Annotated in this window: 10 protein-coding genes; 3 read left to right on the plus strand and 7 right to left on the minus strand. The window is 40.4% G+C overall.

The window, feature by feature from the left end:
• Positions 1-43: 43 nt before the first annotated feature.
• A complete protein-coding gene (locus G498_RS0104010) occupies positions 44-1,762 on the minus strand; it encodes a peptide MFS transporter (RefSeq protein WP_026979975.1) in 1,719 nt (572 codons plus the stop codon).
• A gap of 38 nt (positions 1,763-1,800) precedes the next feature.
• Entirely contained in the window at positions 1,801-3,972 is a 2,172-nt protein-coding gene (locus G498_RS0104015) for a S9 family peptidase (RefSeq protein WP_051269702.1), read from the minus strand.
• A 229-nt stretch (positions 3,973-4,201) separates the two neighbouring features.
• On the opposite strand from G498_RS0104015, the gene G498_RS15345 reads away from it, so the two are divergent.
• Genes G498_RS15345 through G498_RS0104030 form a run of 3 tightly spaced genes read left to right on the plus strand, consistent with a single transcriptional unit; the run spans position 4,202 to position 13,026 of the window.
• Entirely contained in the window at positions 4,202-10,723 is a 6,522-nt protein-coding gene (locus G498_RS15345) for a PAS domain S-box protein (RefSeq protein WP_051269705.1), read from the plus strand.
• A gap of 41 nt (positions 10,724-10,764) precedes the next feature.
• The gene (locus tag G498_RS0104025; protein WP_026979977.1) at positions 10,765-12,087 is read left to right on the plus strand and encodes a hydroxymethylglutaryl-CoA reductase, degradative; all 1,323 of its coding nucleotides are present in this window, start codon (positions 10,765-10,767) and stop codon (positions 12,085-12,087) included.
• A gap of 24 nt (positions 12,088-12,111) precedes the next feature.
• Positions 12,112-13,026 carry a GYDIA family GHMP kinase gene (locus G498_RS0104030; protein ID WP_026979978.1) on the plus strand — a complete coding sequence of 305 codons (915 nt, stop codon included), beginning with the start codon at positions 12,112-12,114 and terminating at the stop codon, positions 13,024-13,026.
• A gap of 52 nt (positions 13,027-13,078) precedes the next feature.
• Here G498_RS0104030 and G498_RS0104035 read toward each other — a convergent pair whose 3' ends face one another.
• The 5 genes from G498_RS0104035 to G498_RS0104050 all read right to left on the minus strand — a co-directional run bounded on the left by G498_RS0104035 (position 13,079) and on the right by G498_RS0104050 (position 17,999).
• Complete coding sequence (locus G498_RS0104035) at positions 13,079-15,181, minus strand: peptidylprolyl isomerase (protein WP_026979979.1); 2,103 nt, start codon at positions 15,179-15,181, stop codon at positions 13,079-13,081.
• 101 nt (positions 15,182-15,282) lie between these two features.
• Positions 15,283-15,459, minus strand: a complete 177-nt coding sequence (locus G498_RS15700) for a hypothetical protein (RefSeq protein ID WP_154656440.1) — start codon at positions 15,457-15,459, stop codon at positions 15,283-15,285.
• A 2-nt stretch (positions 15,460-15,461) separates the two neighbouring features.
• A complete protein-coding gene (gene lptC, locus G498_RS0104040) occupies positions 15,462-16,019 on the minus strand; it encodes an LPS export ABC transporter periplasmic protein LptC (RefSeq protein ID WP_035743974.1) in 558 nt (185 codons plus the stop codon).
• 8 nt (positions 16,020-16,027) lie between these two features.
• Positions 16,028-17,272, minus strand: coding sequence for a membrane protein (locus G498_RS0104045; protein ID WP_026979981.1), 1,245 nt, complete (start codon positions 17,270-17,272; stop codon positions 16,028-16,030).
• The gene (locus G498_RS0104050; RefSeq protein WP_026979982.1) at positions 17,265-17,999 is read right to left on the minus strand and encodes a type III pantothenate kinase; all 735 of its coding nucleotides are present in this window, start codon (positions 17,997-17,999) and stop codon (positions 17,265-17,267) included. Before G498_RS0104050 ends, G498_RS0104045 begins: the two co-directional genes overlap by 8 nt.
• Positions 18,000-18,018: the final 19 nt, after the last annotated feature.

Genomic DNA, 18,018 nt, shown 5'->3' on the forward strand with positions numbered 1-18,018 from the left:
CTTGGTTACAGGCTTGAAAGATATAAAAAATATTTTACTTGCTTTAGCTTACGCCATGCATCATTTTTTTCAGTTTTGGTGATAAGAAGGCTAAGATAACAGCAGCAATTCCGCAAAGAACCACAAACACCATGAAAAACTCATACAGGTTGTGAATTTCAAATCCTGCGAATGAGGTATTGGCCAATGGCAATTGTTCCTTTTCAAACAAAGCCACCTGCTCCGGTGTTAAGGTGATTTTTTTATCCAATACATCCTGAAGATTGATGCCTAATTTTTCCGCTTTCTGGAACTTGTCTCCGGTAGCCGGAATAATCGCTCCTAATGAACCTGCCAAAGCATAACCAGCTGCATTAGAAATAAAGAATACCCCGTACAACAAAGAAGCAAAACGTTTTGGCGCTAATTTCCCAACCAATGACAATCCGATTGGCGACAAACACAGTTCCCCCATTGTCTGAATCAGGTACAACAACATCAGCCATTTAATCGCTAATAGACCGGAATTTCCTAAATCTTTAACGTTATTGGCAATAATGAAATAACTTAAAGCAATCAGAGCTAATCCCATTGCCTGCTTCATCGGAGATACCGGCTCTTTTCCGCTGGCTCTTAATTTATCCCAAAGCAAACTGAACGGCAACGCTAACAGCACAACAAAAAGTCCGTTGAAAATCTGTACCATGGAAGGCGGCATATCCCAACCAAAGATATTTCTGTCGGTCTGATTGTCTGCAATAAACGTTAACGAGGAACCTGCCTGTTCAAAAGCAGCCCAGAAGAAAATGATGAAAAACGAAACGATATAAATTACCCAGATGCGCTGTCTTTCCACTTTGTTTTCGGCGGAACTCATAATCAGAAATGCCAGGGCAATCCCTGCTGAGTAAATAAACGGATAAATGATTCCTTTGATTAATTGTCCCATTTCGATAGAACTAAAACCAAATTCCCCTACCAATAAGTATCTGAAAACGAAAAACAAGGCTACGAATACCGCTACAGCAATTCCGATTGATTTTCCTGAAAAATGAGCCGTTTGTGTTTCTCCTTCTTCAAAATCCTCATGACTGTTGTGCTTAGGCAAACCTCCGATTGGTCTTCCTTCCGGAGTAACTACATATTTATTTTTAAGAATGAAGAATGTTACGGTTCCGATAATCATTGCAATCGATGCGGCTAAGAATCCCCATTTAAAAGCGAAGATATCACGCACCCCTGTATCACCGTCTTTAACATCTCCCAAATAAGGACAAATAAACTGCCCTAAAAAGGCTCCGATATTAATCCCCATATAGAAAATAGTGAAAGCCGAATCCAGTTTTGATTTTTCAGCTTTTGGATACAAACTTCCCACCATGGAAGAAATATTCGGTTTAAAAAATCCATTACCAAAAATGATAATAAACAACGCCAGCCACATTAAAAGCTTTGCCGTTCCTAAGTTGGAAGAGAAAGTAGACGCACTTAAAAACAATAAAAACTGTCCTATTGCCATTAAAGTACCGCCCACCAAAATACAGTTTCTGTTCCCTAAATATTTATCCGAGATGAAACCTCCCAAAAGTGGTGTTAAATAACATAACGCCAAAAATCCACCGTAAATAATTGCCGCATCAGCTTCTTTTATCAATAATGAATTTACCATGAATAAGGTAAGTAACGCTCGCATTCCGTAGAAGTTGAAACGCTCCCACATCTCGGTTCCGAATAAAACCCAAAGTCCCTTTGGATGTGCTTGTTTCGCTGTAGTTTCGCTCATTTTTAGTTTTGGTTTTGAAAAATTATAGTGTGTTAATATTAAAGTTTCTCTTTAATGAAATTTGTCATTTTCGTGTACAGCTGTAAACGCGTTTTCCCACCGTAAATCCCGTGGTTTTTGTCCGGATAAATCGCCCAGTCGAACTGTTTGTTGGCTTGTACCAATGCTTCGATCATTTTCATGGTATTTTGCACGTGTACGTTATCGTCTGCCGTTCCGTGCACTAATAAAAAGTTTCCTTTTAATTTGCTTACGTGATTGATTGGCGAATTGTTGTCGTAGCCAGATGCGTTTTCCTGCGGGGTCTGCATATAACGCTCGGTGTAAATACTGTCGTAATACCTCCAGCTGGTTACCGGGGCTACGGCGATAGCAGTTTTAAACACATCGGCACCCTGGAAAAGACAGTTGGAAGCCATAAAACCACCGTAGGACCAGCCAAAGATACCGATTCTGGATTTATCAACGTATGGATAGGTTCCGAACAATTTTGCGGCATCAATCTGGTCTTCCACTTCGTATTTTCCCAGTTCTTTCTGAGTACATTTTTTGAATTCCGCGCCTTTAAAACCCGTTCCGCGACCGTCTACACAAGCCACAATGTACCCTTGCTGTGCCAACATCATGAACCAGTAATCGTCTGTGCTGTTCCAGTTGTTGTCTACCTGTTGGGAACCCGGTCCGGAATATTGGAACATGAATACCGGATATTTTTTGTTCGGATCGAAATCTTTCGGCTTGATCATCCAGGTGTTCAGTTTATGTCCTTTTTCGGTAGTGATTTCGGAAAACTCTTTGGTTGGCAAGTCGTATTTCGCCAATTTCTCCTCCAGGGTTTCGTTGGAAACGATGGTTTTGATCAGCTTGCCTGACTTGGTTTCGTGTAACGTATATTTCGGCGCATTTTTCGCACTCGAATACGAATTGATAAAATACTGGAAATTAGGACTGAACGTCGCCCCGTTGGTTCCGGTTTGTATGGTTAAGCGTTTTTTCCCGCTTCCGTTTAATTTTATGCAGTACACATCGCGGTTAATCGAACCGTTTTCGGTAGACTGAAAGTAGATGGTTCCCGCTTTTTCATCAAAACCGTAATAAGCGGTTACTTCCCATTTTCCTTTGGTGATTTGATTTTTCAGTTTTCCGTTTTTGTCGTAATGGTAAATGTGGTTGAAGCCGTCTTTTTCGGAAGTCCAGATGAAACTGTTATCTTTCAGGAAGGTTAAATTGTCGGTTACATCCACATAGGCTTTGTCTTTTTCATTCAAAACCACTTTGGTCGTCCCGGAATTTCCGTCCACGAAAAGCAAATCCAGATTGTTCTGATGACGGTTCAACACCTGGGCGCTTAAGGTATTCGCCTCATTCGTCCACTCAATTCGGGCAATATAGAAATCGTTGTATTTGTCTAAATTGATTTTTTTGGCTGATGCGGCTTTCACATCGTAAATGTGTAACGAAACCTCGGAGTTCTTTTCTCCTGCTTTCGGGTACTTAAACACCTCTTGCGTAGGATACAACCCTTGGTTGTACATGTCCATGGAAAATTCCGGCACGTTGGTTTCGTCGAAGCGGATGAAAGCGATTTTGTCTCCGGCAGCATTCCAGTCGTAAGCGCGTACAAAGGAAAATTCTTCTTCGTAAACCCAGTCGGTAATCCCGTTGATTATGGCATTTTTCTTGCCGTCTGTAGTGATTTGCGTATGTTTTTTGGAATTTAAATCATACACGTATAAATTATTCTGATAAGCGTAAGCGATTTGGGTTCCGTCCGGTGAAAACGTTGGTTCCTGAACTTTGTAATCAGCCAGTTTCACCAGAGATTTTGACGCGGTATCGTAAATAAAATAATCCGCCACAAACGAATGACGGAAAATCTGATCGGAATGGTTGGCAATTAAAATTTTCTTTTCGTCTTTGCTGAAGGTGTAGCTGTCAATGCCTTCCAGTTCTTTATGGTTTTTGGAATCCAGCAAGGTGGCTACTTTTTCCAGCGTGGCAAAATCGTATAAATCAATTTGACTGGAACGCGTGGCACGGTCAAAATTTAAAACCGTATACTGATTCGTATTTTTCATGGCTTCCAACGCCGTCATTCCCTGTGTTCGGAACGCGCCGCCCCAGATTTCTTCAAGGGTTAGTTTTTGTTGGGCCAGTGCCGAAACCGACGTTAACACCAGTAAAAACAAACATTTCGTGATATTTTTCATAAGATTGATGATAAAAAAACTTCCAATTTTAGTGAAAATTTATCAAATGCCCTTCATTTAATTTGTTAAAAGACATTTTTTTAAAAATTCTGACACTTTCACAAAACCTGATAATTAAAAAATTACTCCCTGAATTTCAAATAGTTCACATAATATCTGTCAATTTGGTTAATATTTGTTAAATTTATTTCGTTTTCCTAAATTTCATTCCTATAAGCGAATACAGACAATGATTAAAAAAATCGTATTACTTTTTTTCTTCTGGTTGCTCTCCCTGAACATTTCAGCGCAAGTATATGATTATGAGCTAATTAATCAGGAGAAAGGATTGCCGTCCTCTACGATTTTCAGCATAATTCAGGACAGTCGTGACCTTATCTGGATTGGAACAGACGGCGCAGGTCTGGTTCGGTATAACGGAACTTCCTTTCGCGTCATTAACAAATCTGAGGAAAAAGACGGTTTTTTTGTTACCGATATTGTTGAAGATGACAATACCAATATTATAGCCGCCACAAAATACGATGGCCTCTTTGTGTACAACGGAAAAAAATTCATTAAAAACTTTACTCGGGAAAACTCTGTCTTTAAAAGCAACATCATCCAAAAGCTATACGCTGATAAAGAAGGGGTTTACTGTTTCACAGATCGGGAAATCATTTTACTTACCAAAGAATACGGCTTAAAAAAACTGATTGCATTTCAAGATGAAAATTACACGTACAACAGTATTGTCCGGGATTCCTATGGTGTATTTTATTTAGGGACCGATAAAGGAGTACTGAAGGTTACAGGGAATCACCATGAAATTATTGAGCCTTTAAAGCTGACCGGTTATCAAACATTAGCAAAGAAAACCGACACGCAAATACTGGCCGGAAATTCCAACGGAGAATTGTACACAATTAATATCCTGGGGAAGAATCGTTATCAGGCTCTTTTTTCCGAACGAATTGAATTACCAAACAACAAACCCTTTTCTATCCGCAAAATGTTTCAGGGCAGAAGCGGGTTTCTATGGATAGCCGGAGAAAAGGATCAGGGATTGATCATGTACGGGAAACATTTTTACAATCATATCGATAAGAGCAACGGTTTTGGAGGGGAAAACATTTTTTGTATGTTCCAAGACAAAATCGGAAAATTATACATCGGTACGTACGGCACCGGTCTCTACCGAACCGGACAACAACAATTTTACAATTACAACAACACCCGAGAACTCAACACACCTTACATTTTTTCCGTCCTTACCACTCCGGAAGGACTTTACGCCGGAATTCTCAACAGCGGGATTTATTATTTTGAAGGAAGTGATTATCTGGAATACGCTTTAAAAAGGAAGTACGACAACAAAATTGGCGCTTCAACGCTTTTTCAAACCGCTTCAAAACAAGTATTGGCAGGCACTAAAGAAGGTTTGTTTATTGTTGGCAAAAACGAATTACTGGCCACTCCTGTAAACAATTCGGTTCCTAAAGGGACGAATTTTCGCAAAATTGCCGAAATCCCGGGAGAAGGTTTTCTGGCCGGAACCAGTCACGGCTTGTTGGTGTTAGACAACGCGTTTCGTCTTGTCGCAACGTTAAGCCAAAACAACCGGCAGGAATTGTTTAACAACGTAACAACAATCGAACAACTCGACCAAAACAATTGGTACATAGGCACCAACGCTGGTGTTTTTCATGTAAAAAAGACAAAACCCAATCAATTTTCCGTAGATCATAAAATTGTTAATCCTTCTATAAATGCTTCCTGCAAAGACAGTTTCGGTAACTTATGGTTTTCCAGTTACAATGGACTCTTCTGCCTGACAAAAGACAAAACAATACGATATACCCCTAAAAACGGGTTGGCTTCCAGTCTGATTTTTACCCTTTCTGCAGATAAAAACGGATACATTTATGCCGGAAGTAATCTGGGGATTGACAAAATAAAAATCGATGCCTCAGGGAAATTACTGGACATCAAAAATTTCAATTCGACCAATGGCTTTTACGGACTTGAAACCAATACGAGAGCAGAAACAACCGACGAAGACGGCAACATTTACTTCGGGACCGCCAACGGTCTTTACAAGTATTTAAATGCTTACCGAAGCAAACCTAAACAGGACATCAACCTGCAAATTACCAATGTTGATGTTTTTAACGAACGACGAAATTGGTCTGATACTGAAGACAGTGATGCTTTCTGGTTTAACCGACCGGAACAAAACCATCTGTTCAAAGCAGACGAAAACCATCTTACCTTCGAATTCAACACCATCAACTCCGACCGGCTGGGGGAAAACCTTTATTCCTATTATCTTGAAGGTGTAGACAGCGATTGGTCTGTCGGGACACGTGAAAATTCCATATCCTATTCCAATTTGCCGCATGGCAACTACACCTTTCATGTAAGACTGGTCGACATTAACGGAAAAACTCTCAGCAAAACAGCCCACTATTCGTTTAGAATTGAAACCCCTTTTTATTACAAATGGTGGTTTTTGCTACCCATTTTCTTTTTCATCGGGCTCTTTTCAAAAATTGCTTTCGACAAGGCTTCTACCTACAACAAGGATTTTATCCGAAATTTTAATGAAGAGTATGACAATGCTAACGAATTACGCACGTATTTTTTCTTTTTGGGAATTATTTTTCCGCTTACGGAAGTAATTAACCTGTTCTTTATCAAGCGAAGTAATTTCGATATGATTTCCAATCTGTTAGTGGGGATTTTTTGTTTCGCCGTGTACCATTTATCCAAAAAAAACGCAAAGGTTCGCAAGTCGCTTACTTCAATTTTCATAGTGTTCATCATCTCATATGCGGTTACGGTCATCTATAAAATAATCCAGTTCCCGTTCGATTTAATCACCTATACCGAATTTTTGCTGATTCTGTTTTTCTCTTACAGTGTTTTCAAAAAAGTAAACCAGTACTTGTTCTTTGTGGTTTCCCTGATGGCTGTTCTGACAGTACTGTTGTTCAACCTTACTTCGGAAACCAAACAGATTATCACCCTGATAAATACTTCCTTCATTGTCCTGGTAATCAACTATGCCCGTCGCATTGCCATCTTGAATGCCAACGATAAAATCATGTTTACCAGCAGCATCATTAATAATTCCAACTCCTTAACCATTGCCACAGACCGGCATGGAAACTTGACATTCTGCGGTAAGTCTATCGAAAAAATTTTAGGATATACGGCCGAAGAAGTAATGGGAAAAAATTTCTGGGCGCTAACACAAGATCAGGAATTTAAAGACATTGATTACAACGATATATACGTCCCGGATTCTGTGTACACCCGCAAATTGAAATGTAAAAACGGCGAGTACAAATACATCCAATGGACCGACCAACGCTATAACGACAATCTTTTTGTGGCCACCGGACAGGATATTACACCGAAAATTTTGGTAGAAGAGCAATACCGAAATCTGGTACAATTTGCTTCCGATATTATTTTTGAAGTAGACAAAGACGGATTTTTCATCTTTGTCAATCAGTTTGCCGAAAAATCGCTGGGTTATAAAGTGGAAGACATCATCGGAAAACATTTTACCAGTTTAATCAAGCCGGAATACGTCAAAAAAGTAGAAGAATACTATCTGGAACAACGGGAAAACCGAAACGATTTCGAAATCATCGAATTCCCCATCATTAAGAGCGACGGCAGCGAAATGTGGGTGTCCCAGAAAGTCAACATCAAAAAAGACGAATCCGGCAGAATTATCGGTTACTCTTCAATTGTCCGGGATATTACCACGCTGAAAAGCATTGAGATTGAGGAAAACATCCGGATGGAGAAAAACATGCGTCTGAACAAAACCATCAACGAGCTTTCCACCCTTAACTTTTTAAAATTCGAAAATCGCGATACACTGATCAAACACATCATAAAAGAAGCCGCTTTGGCTTTAAACATCGAACGGTCCAGTTTGTGGAAAAAGAAGGATGACTCCATCGAGCTGGAATGGTTGTATGCTTCGGAAGACGGAGCTTTTTCCAAAGGAATTGAGCTGCATAAAAAAGATTTTCCTATTTATTTTAATGCGGTGGAAAACCGCCCGTTTATTGTAGCTTCCGATGCCAAGAACCATCCGGATACCGTAGAGTTTAACGAGGTATATTTCAAAAATTATGAAATAAAATCCCTGCTTGATTTTCCGATTTATGTCTCTGGCGAACTTACGGCAATAACCTGTTACGAATGTACTTCGGAAATCAGGTACTGGACTTCGGAAGATATTAATTTCGCGCGATCCATCTCCGACATTATCGCTTTGGCCATCGAAACATTAAAAAGAAAATCGGCAGAAGAACTCATCATCTATAAAAGTGAAATTCTGACGGCTATTGCCAAAACCACAGACAAACTGCTACAAAGTGACCACCTTGCGGATGTTTTCGACGAATCGCTCCGGGAAATCGGAAAATCTACAAAAGTAGACCGCATTTACTATTTCGAAAACGATCCGGGAACCAACCTGATGAGTCAGAAATTCGAATGGACCAGCCAGGAAAATCTTAAAGAAATTGACAACCCGCAACTTCAGAACATTCCGCACGATGCAATCCCGGATTTTATGGAGGTAATCATCCAAAACAAGCCTTACATGGCGCTTGTTAAGAATATTCCTCAGGGCAATTTCAAAACGCTTTTAGAAGATCAGTCGATTCTTTCCATTTTGATTTTACCGATTTTCGTAAAAGATACGTTCAGTGGCTTTATCGGTTTCGATGACTGCACCACAGAACGCATCTGGACAACCGACGAGATTAACATTTTACAAACCTTTACCAACAATATTGCCGCCACCATCGAACGCCTGCACAATGAAAAAATTATCCGTGAAAACGAAGAAAAATTCAGTTTACTGGCCAACAACATTCCGGCAGCTGTATATCTTGTAAAATACAACGAAGAGCGTACCAAAGTATTCCTGAACGACGAAATCGAAAAACTTACCGGGTACAGCAAGGAAGATTTCTTTGAAGGCAGGGTTTCGCTTAGAGACCTCTATCATCCCGATGAAGAAAAAGCCGTTAGCCGCGAAATAGAAAACTCCATTAAATCGGGGCGTCCGTTTCATGTTACCTGCAGGCTGGTCCGTAAAAACGGGGAAATTATCTGGATCGAAGAATACGGTGAAGCCATTTTCGACGAAGACAACATTTCCTACATAGAAGGCGTGGTACTCGATGCTACCGAGCGCAAAAAAATGGAAGAAGCGCTCAAAGCAAAAGAAGTAGCCGAAGCTGCCAACAAAGCCAAAACCCAATTTCTCGCCAACATGAGTCACGAAATCCGGACACCGCTTAACGGAATTATCGGGTTTAGCAATTTGCTGCTGAAATCGAAACTCAATTCCGTTCAGGAACAGTATCTGATTACCGTAAATCAATCGGCTGATGCGTTGCTGGAAATTGTAAATGACATTCTGGATTTGTCCAAAATCGAAGCCGGAAAACTCGAGCTGGACATCACCAAAACCAACCTGCATGAAATTGTAAATCAGGTTATTGACATGGTAAAATATTCCGCACACGAGAAGCATCTCGATTTGATTGTAAACATCCGAGAAGACATCCCGTGCCTGATTTGGGTAGATGAAATCCGGGTGAAACAAATCCTGGTTAACCTGCTTGGTAACGCCATCAAATTTACACAGGAAGGAGAAATCGAACTCGAGGTTCAGTATCAGGAAATCAACGAAGAAAAATCCCGCATGAGATTCCTGGTTAAAGATACCGGAATCGGAATTAAACCGGAAAACCGAAAACGCATTTTTGAAGCCTTTTCACAGGAAGACAATTCCACTACCCGAAAATATGGCGGCACGGGACTCGGCATCCCAATTACCGACAGCCTGCTGCAGCTCATGAACAGCAAACTCCAGATTGAAGACCGTCCGGGAGGCGGAACCATATTCTTCTTTGACCTCGAATTCAAAGCGGCGCATTGCGGTTCTTTAAAACAATTGGAAAACAATACGATTGATACCATTCTGATTATTGAAGACAATCAGACCAATTTTGAAATTATCAGCCGCATGCTGGAACATTATAAAATCAAATCGGTGCTAAATAAAAATTATCAGAACGCTTATAAATTCCAGAATGACTGCGATATTTTCATGGCGGATTACGAGCTGATTGGTAAAGAAGGACTCGAGGAACTATCCAAATTGGGCAAACCGATTATCCTGATGCAGAATTCCAACACAAACAATATTGCCTATCCGCCCAACGCCGTCGTGAAATCTATCGTAAAACCGGTTAAAATTCACATTCTGCAACTAATCCTGAACGAACTGAATTCCAAAGAACCGCTACCGGAAAAACCCATAACAACAGAAGTTCCGGAAAATATTTTTACCCAGAAGATCAAAATTCTGATTGTCGAAGACAACAAAATCAACATGCTGCTTTCCAAAACCCTGGTAGCGAAAATATTCCCGAAAGCGGTTATTTTTCAGGCCGCTAACGGAGAAGAAGCGGTGGAAATCCATGCTGCGGAAAAACCCGACATCATTTTGATGGATATTCAGATGCCGATTATGAACGGGTATGTTGCTACCGAAAAAATCAGGGAAACCGATTCCGATTGTGTGATTATTGCCCTGACAGCCGGTATCATCAAAGATGAAGAAGAATACTGCAAGAGCATCGGAATGAACGACTACATTGCCAAACCAATCAAGAGGGAAATTCTTGAAACCGTACTTTTAAAATGGGCGAAAACTGTCGAACAATAACCAAGTAAAATGTATCTTTGCCGTATCTAAAAAGTGTAAAAATGTCAAAAGCAGTAAGTGGTTTTTCCAAACTGTCAAAAGCAGAAAAAATACAGTGGATTGCAGAACAGCATTTTGCCAACCCTGCAGAAGCCGTTCAGGTGCTTCAAAAATACTGGAACAACGATACCGATTTGCAAAAACTTCATGACGAATTTATCGAAAACACCATTTCCAACTTTTACCTGCCGCTTGGCGTGGCACCCAATTTCGTAATCAACGGAAAGCCTTACACCATACCAATGGCCATAGAAGAAAGTTCCGTGGTGGCAGCTGCCTCCAAAGCCGCTAAATTCTGGAGCAACCGGGGCGGTTTTAAAGCACGGGTAATCAGTTCCGAAAAAATCGGTCAGGTTCATTTTATCTTTAAAGGCGACAGTCTGAAACTGAAGCGGTTCATTGAGGAAATTCAGCCTAAATTCTTTTCCGGAACCGAAGGTTTAACCAAAAACATGCAAAAAAGAGGTGGTGGAATTCTGGCGATTGAATTGCGCGACAAAACCTCCGACTTAGAGCATTACTATCAGCTGCACGCCACATTTGAAACGAAAGACAGCATGGGAGCCAACTTCATCAACTCCTGTCTGGAACAATTTGCCAAAACGCTAAAAGAAGAGGCTGCTTTGCGGGAAGATTTTTCCGAAGAAGAAAAGAACCTTCAGGTGGTGATGAGCATCCTTTCCAATTATGTGCCGAACTGTCTCGTCCGAGCCGAAGTGTCTTGTCCCGTTTCCGAATTAAAAGAAGAAAAACACATTTCTCAGGAAGAGTTTGCCGAAAAATTTGTTCGTGCCGTTCAGATTGCTGAGATTGAGCCGTACAGAGCGGTAACCCACAACAAAGGCATCATGAACGGAATTGATGCGGTTGTCATTGCTACAGGTAACGATTTCAGGGCTGTAGAGGCAGGCGTTCACGCCTACGCTTCCCGAAACGGAAAATATTCCAGTCTGTCGCACGCCAAAATCGAAAACGGCATTTTTACGTTCTGGATGGAAATTCCGTTGGCATTAGGAACGGTTGGCGGGCTTACGTCTTTACATCCTTTGGTAAAAATATCCCTGGAAATGTTGGGAAATCCTTCGGCACACGAACTCATGGAAATTGTTGCCGTTGCCGGACTTGCCCAGAATTTCGGAGCGCTGCGTTCGCTTACCACTACCGGCATCCAGCAAGGACATATGAAAATGCACCTGATGAACATCCTCAACCAGTTTCAGGCTACCGAAGAAGAACGGAAAATGGTTACCAAACATTTTCAGCATCATACCGTTTCGCATTCCGGTGTGGTGGAATATCTCGAAAGCATCCGTAATACTAAATAATACTAATTAGGTTAAACCATCCTTTTGAAACAGACGTTTTACAGCAACGGAAAACTACTGATAACCGGAGAATATGTCGTTTTGGACGGTGCGCTTGCTTTGGCATTGCCCACCAAATTCGGCCAATATCTGCACGTTGAAAAAGGAAACGGCAAAAGCATCCGCTGGATCAGTAAAGACAGCGATGGCAGCATCTGGTTTTCCGACACCCTTGCTTTTGAAGACATTATTGAAAGAAAAAAGTTTGAAAAGGAGGCTTCGGTTAAAAATACCCTGATTGAAATTCTTCATGAGGGCTATCAAAAGAACAGGGCGTTCTTAGACCATTCCGACGGCTATACTATTACAACCGAATTGACTTTTCCGAAATTTTGGGGTCTTGGCACGTCTTCCACCCTGATTAACAACATTGCCCAATGGCTGAACATTGATGCTTTTTCGTTGCTTCACAACAGTTTTGGAGGAAGCGGCTATGATATTGCCTGTGCCCAGAATAACACGCCGATTTTGTATCAACTGGAAGACGGCCTTCCGAAAGTGACACCTGTTGCTTTCAATCCTTCCTTTAAGGAAAACCTGTATTTTGTTTACCTGAATCAGAAGCAGAACAGCCGTGCGGCAATTGCCGGCTATTATGACAAGCAACCGCGCATCGGTGCTACGCTTGCCAAAATAAATAAACTTACCCATTCGGTTATAACCGCTCCAACGGTAAGCGAATTCGCCACTTTACTGGAAACCCATGAAACTATTATGAGTGATGTTCTGGAAATGCAAACGGTAAAAGAAAACTATTTTCACGATTTCAAAGGCGTTGTCAAAAGTCTTGGTGCCTGGGGCGGCGATTTTGTGCTGGCAGTGTCAAAAGAAGATCCCACCGCCTATTTTAAAGCCAAAGGATTTACAACAATCCTTCCTTATGCTGAGATGATAAAATAAAAAAGGTTTGCTGTTCGCAAACCTTTTTTATTTATTTCCTTGTTCTCTTTGATTAGAATTCTGAACGGTTGTCTTCAATATCCGCTGCGGATTTAAGCGCTTCAATTAATTTTCCGTAAACAGATCCCTGATTTTGAGATTTTAATTTTGTGATGTACGGCGCATAATTCGGTAACGCTGCAGCTTTCGCTACATTTTTAGTTCTGATGATGTAAACACCGGATTGTCCTTCAATTAAAGAAGAAGTTTTTCCGGCTCCCAAACCAAACGCTTTCCCTACTACTTTAGGCTCTGCACCAACAGCCGGGATGAATGGATTCTCTAAAGAAACCGCTGTTGCCGTAAGAACAGAAGCTCCTGATTTTTGCGATACCGCTTCCAAAGTTGCTCCTGTCATTTTAGCTTTGATTAAAGCCGCTTTTTTCTCATTTCTAAGAATTGGCGCTACAATATTTTTAGCCTCTTCTATAGACAATAAACCTGTTTCGTTTTTAGCTTTAACACGAGCAATGATATGACCTTGTACGTTGTCAAATTTTCTGATGTCGCCTTCGTTGGTTTTTTTACCGAACGCCCAAGAAATTACTGCGCGTTGTGCTCCAACTGAAGGAAGGTACTCATCTGTTACTTTCACGGTAGCCGGAGTTACCGTCAGATTCATGGCTTTTGCCACAGATTCAAAATCTTTCTCGTTGGCATCGGCTTCAAATTTAGCTGCTGTTGTATAAATAGCATCTGCCGTAGTTTCTGATGGCTCAATTTTTCTTGCAATTGTTGCTAAACGAACAGCATCGTATTTCGCATCCACTTTAATTACGTGGAAACCGAATTCTGTTTCAACCACTCCTATTTTACCAACCGGATTGCTGAACAGGAAGTTGTCGAATGCTTTTACCATTTGACCCGGTACCACATTGTCGTAAGAACCACCCGTTTGTTTTGAACCGGCATCATCTGTATTAGTCATGGCTAACATGGCAAACATCCCTGGGTTGGCCTGTGCCTGTGCCAACAACTCATTGGCTTTTGCCTGTGCTTCTTCTTTAGTACGCTTAACGGCTAAATTTGGCGTCTTACTTCCTTCGTATCCGATTAAAATATGGCTCACTTTAGCAGAAGCACCTGCTTTTCTGCCCATCATTTTAGACAGACATGAATATCCGTTGAAAACATAAGGGCCGAACACTTCTCCCTGAGGAAGGTTAAACAACGCCTCCTGATTTTCCAAAGGCAAATCTTTCTTGGCAATATAGGTCGTATCGTATTTGATATCAGAATTTGCATTCACGAACTCCTCAGTATTAGCAGCTGCCTTGAAACCTGGCAAGGTGTCGTTTTTTCCTGTTTTTTCGTTGAAAACCACTCTTCCGGTTAACAAACCGTTGATGGTTGCTTTCATTTCTGCTTCATCTTCAGCAGATGGTTTGTTTTCAATGAAAACGAATTCAATATCGCGTGATTTGTCTGATTTGTATTTTTTTGGATGTTTTTTCATATAATCCAAAAGTTCTGCATCAGAAACTTTCACTTCTTCATCTTTAATGGTAGCATATCCAACGGTTACGTAATCGAAATCAACTTTGTTGTTCTCTCTCTCGTAAGCCATTTTCCCTTCCGCTTTGGTAGCAATCATACCGGCTTTCACCATAGTGTAGTACATTTGCTCGGTAGCCATGGTTTCCACTTGTTTTTCGTATTCTAACCAGGCATTCCACTGCTCAGGCTGAGAAGCTTTGATTGTTGCCAAATACTCGTTGAATTTATTAACGTCAAAAAGTCCAGCAGCATTTAAAAATTGAGGATTTTGCGCAAAACTTGGATTTTGCTTCATTACGTTTACCAACTGATCTTTGCCAATTTTTAAACCTAATTTTTCAAACTCTTCCCCAAAAAGAATTCTTTTCACTTCTTGCTCCCATACAGAATTGGCCACCTGAGTATTGCTCATGCCTTGTCCGTTTTTTTCCATATTGGCAACCTTTTGAAGGAATTCCTGCGCTAAGATATTCTCTCCGTTTACGCTTCCGATGTTTCTTGAAGTCTGGCTAAAACCACCGCTCTGGATAATATCCCCAATTACGAATGCTAATAAACAGAATCCGATTACTCCTATCAGTAAGATTGAACGTTGTCTGATTTTTGATAAAACTGCCATTTTATTTAGTTACTTTTTTTATTCAGAGGGCGAAAATACAATTATCTATTTAATAATAAAACAGTAACTAATTTTTTTTACCCCTTAAACCTGTTTTTAAATTATTTATTCATGCGGTTTGAAAATTTTTTCCGGAAGAAAAACATAAAAACTGCCATTGCTGCAAAGAGAAAACTCACAACAGCATTTTCATCTTTCTGAACTCTGTCAATACCATCCAAAAGAAATAAAACGAAGAGGATGAGATACAAGTAGTGGGTATATTGTAGTATTTTCATAATTAATCGATTTTAGTAACCTGTCCCTGGCTGTTTTGCATGTTGAAAACTTTGAAATCTTTACTGAAATCTACCCCCGGTCCTTCCAAGTACCCACCGGCTGCATCAGTATATTTAAAGTGTTTTTCGGTAAAAAACCATTCGTTTTTCTGATCGTAATACAGTTGCTGGGTCTCCAGAACTTTTCCGTCGTGTGATGTTATTTTCACATTGCCCTGCAAGTCGATGATATCCGTTTTGGCATACGTTATTGCATAATCGGAAACCACATGGCTCTGTTGCCCTTTCTCATCATACAAGGTTACATATACGCCTTTAGGAAATTCTGTAAAGGGATATTTAATATTCGAATAGTCCAATAGTTTCGGACTTCTGAGTATTGCTTTGATTTTACCGGAATCTGTGTATTTTAAATTAACGCTGTCGGCTTCTCCGGTTGGAGCAAACGTCGCAGTGTTAATCCTCTGAACATCTTTAAAATTACTCTCACAGGAAAATAAGGTTCCCATCACAAAAAGAACCCAAAACCCTAAAGCATTATTTTGAAGCTGTTTTTTCAAGGCAACAATTAGTCATATTTTGTTTTCACAAACCAACGATCGCTGAAGGTAAGCCCTAAACTGATTCCAAAATAGTTTTCCTCTATCAGACCTTTAGCCTTGGTACCTCGTTTTCCATACTCCAATCCTAAGTTTAAACTTGAAATCGTTGTTCCCACAGGAAAACCAAACCCTAACGTCCCGGTATGATCAACAATATTTTTGTTATTTACAACTAAACCGGTATTTTCATATTTATACCCCGCTCGGTAGGTTACCCTTTTAAAATATCCCGAATAGGAATTGTATTTAGGAATAAAATAACCTCCTACTGATAATTTTGTTGCTGAGGCTGTAGTAACGCCAGTTTCTTCTCCCCAGGTAACCTCGTTTTTCCCTTGCAATGTTAATTCAGCTCCAAACATCCATTTTCTCTTACTGCCAAAAGACGATCCTATCGAAAATTTGGCAGGCATTCGCACTTTAAAATCTTCCACAGGAACATCTTGTTGGTCTTGAGCAATTTCAGTACCTTGCTGATTATAAAACACAACTGCTATATTTCTTGAATTATCAGACATCAATTTGCTTTCCGGAGAAAAAGTTAAACTGCTTTGCCAATCCCATTTATCGGCAATTTTTGTTTGATATATAGCTCCAAGAGTTGTTGAAAAACCACTGTATCTTGTTTCATTTTTAGCTCTGGATCCCAAAAGCACATCCGGGTAAAAAACAATTGCTTCTTTTTTAACCCTTCCAAAATTATACTGAAAATCCGCACCTATGCTAAATTTTTTAGTCACATTGTAAGCTGCTCCTAAAAAAACACGATTCAGCCCTCCTTCACCTCTGTAAATTTGAGACCTTGGATCAGACTCATTCGAATCTTTTGCTATTTTATAACCTACATTTGAAAAAGGCATCAACCCGAACGAAACACCCAATTTACCCATTGGAAGCCCAATCACTAAATAATCTAGAGAAGTTCTCTGAGCTTTTTCCGTTTGTTCATTAGTTTCAAAATCCACTCTGTTGTTAGAGCCTCCAACTGAAAGTGATGTAAACCTTAAAAAAGAATAAGAAGCCGGATTTTGCAAATTAACGCGAACACTGTCCGCCATTACTCCCAAACCTCCCATCGAACGGTTTTCTACAGTTCCTTTAAATTTCACATCTCCGATTCCGTAAAACGAATACGGCGAAGCAGTTCCTTCCTGAGCAAAAATTGTGGTTGAAAAAAGTATACTAATTCCTAAGATTATCTTTTTAATCATTGTCGCTTATATAATTGTGTAAGTGGTTCAAACTCTCCAGTAAGAAATTTGAATTGGCAAATATGGTGTTTTTTATGTTTTCAGCCAAAAATTCCGCATCGCCTCCTGTTAAAATTACTGTTAAATGTTGATATTGTTCATGGTACCGGCTCACAAACCCTTCGATCTCGTTTACAATACCGTTTACCACACCGGAATGAATCGACTGTTTCGTGGAATTTCCGATAAAGCCCTCCGGTTGTTCTAAGGTCAGTAACGGCAATTTGGCAGTGTAATTGTGAAGCGATTCGTAGCGCAAACGAAAGCCAGGCGAAATGGCACCGCCCAAATACTGATTTTCAGCATTGATAAAATCGTAAGTGATACAGGTTCCCGCATCGATTACCAGTCGGTTTTGGTCTGGATACAACAACGTCGCCCCGGAAGCCAGTACCATACGGTCTACTCCCAAAGTTTTCGGCGTTTCGTATTTGTTGTCAAAGGGAAAATGCGTTTCGGAAGAAATAACCGTCAGTTTTGAGTTTTGAGCCAGCCGATTCACCACCGATTCGTCCGGTTGGCCTACCGAAGAAAACACCGAATTTTCGATTTCCGGAAATTTTTCAAAAATTTTTTCGATTTTTTTTCCGGCTTCTTCTTTCCGAAAGACGTCCCTCCACAAAAGACTATCTTTCTCAAAAACAGCAACTTTAATTCGGGTATTCCCCACATCGATGGCTAAAAGCATATTTTTTGAATTGTGTCAG

Source organism: Flavobacterium suncheonense GH29-5 = DSM 17707, assembly GCF_000430025.1.
In the GTDB taxonomy this organism is placed as follows: domain Bacteria; phylum Bacteroidota; class Bacteroidia; order Flavobacteriales; family Flavobacteriaceae; genus Flavobacterium; species Flavobacterium suncheonense.